The following is a 1,350-nucleotide window of genomic DNA, read 5'->3' as shown; positions in this document are numbered from 1 at the left end:
GCCAACCCAACCCAACCCAAGCCGCCCCGTGTCACCCCCGCCACAGCGGGTACCGTGACGGGTCGCCCGTAACCCCGAAGGAGCACCGGTGGAAGACCTCCGCACCGAATCGTTGCGTCGCACCACCCTCGACGCCTGGGCGGCCGCGCCCGCTCGCTTTCGGGAGGACGCCAACGCGGAGGAAGACCTGGCCCTCGGCGGCTATCGCGATCGCCTCGTCGTCGAGCTCGCCCAGAACGCCGCCGACGCCGCGGCCCGCGGTGGCGCCCCCGGTCGCCTCCGCCTCACCCTCTCCGCCGACGGCGGCACCCTCACCGCCGCCAACACCGGCGCCCCCCTCGACAACCCCGGCGTCGAGTCCCTCTCCACCCTCCGCGCCTCCGCCAAGCGCGACGAGGACGACGCCACCGCCGTCGGCCGCTTCGGCGTCGGCTTCTCGGCGGTACGGGCCGTCAGCGACGACCCCGCCGTCATCCGCGCCGACGGCGCCGGCGTGCGCTGGTCGCTCGCCGAGACCCGGCGGATGGCCGCGGAGGCCGCCGCCGGCAGCCCCGGCCTCGCCGACGAGCTGCAGCGCCGCGACGGCCACCTCCCCGTACTCCGCCTGCCGCTCCCCGCGCAGGGCACCGTCCCGCACGGTTACGACACCGCCGTCGTGCTCCCGCTCCGCGACGACGCCGCCCGCGACCTGGCCGTCCGGCTCCTCGGCGAGATCGACGACGCGCTGATGCTGGCACTGCCGGGCCTCGCCGAGGTGGTCGTCGAGACGGACGCGGGCATCCGCACCCTCACCCGCCGTACGGAGCCGGGCCATGTCGTGATCGAGGACAGCGCCAACGGTTCGAGGCCGAGCCGCTGGCGGCTGGCCGAGGCGGACGGTCGTCTCGACGGCACGCTGCTCGCCGACCGCCCGATAGAGGAACGCCTGCGCCCGCACTGGACCGTCACCTGGGCCGTCCCGGTCGACGGCGAGGGCACCCCGGCGGCGCCGCGCACCGCGCCGGTGCTGCACGCCCCCACACCGACGGACGAGCCCCTGGGCCTCCCCGCCCTGCTGATCGCCTCCTTCCCGCTGGAGCCGACCCGCCGCCACGCGGCCCCGGGCCCGCTGACCGACTTCCTCATCGACCGCGCCGCCGAGACCTACGCCCAACTCCTCCGCTCCTGGGAGCCGGTCACCCCGGCAACGCTGGACCTGGTCCCGGGCCCGCTGGGCCAGAGCGAACTGGACGCGTCCCTCCGCGCCCACGTCCTGGAACTGCTCCCGGAAACCCCATTCCTCCCGCGAGCCGGCCGCTCCGGGGGAGGGCGTCCCGCAAGGCGGGACGGGCAGGCCCCGGACGTTACGCA

General features: G+C 76.2%; 1 protein-coding gene. It reads left to right on the top strand.

Going from position 1 to position 1,350, the window contains the following annotated elements:
• Positions 1 to 88: 88 nt before the first annotated feature.
• On the top strand, positions 89 to 1,350 hold a 1,262-nt coding region (locus G5C51_RS42020), incomplete at its 3' end, for a sacsin N-terminal ATP-binding-like domain-containing protein (protein ID WP_420824921.1).

Origin of the sequence: Streptomyces coryli, assembly GCF_011044975.1 — a bacterium.
Lineage (GTDB): Bacteria > Actinomycetota > Actinomycetes > Streptomycetales > Streptomycetaceae > Streptomyces > Streptomyces coryli.
Note: the sequence above shows the minus strand (reverse complement) of the source record. Positions and strands in the feature narration are given on the sequence as shown.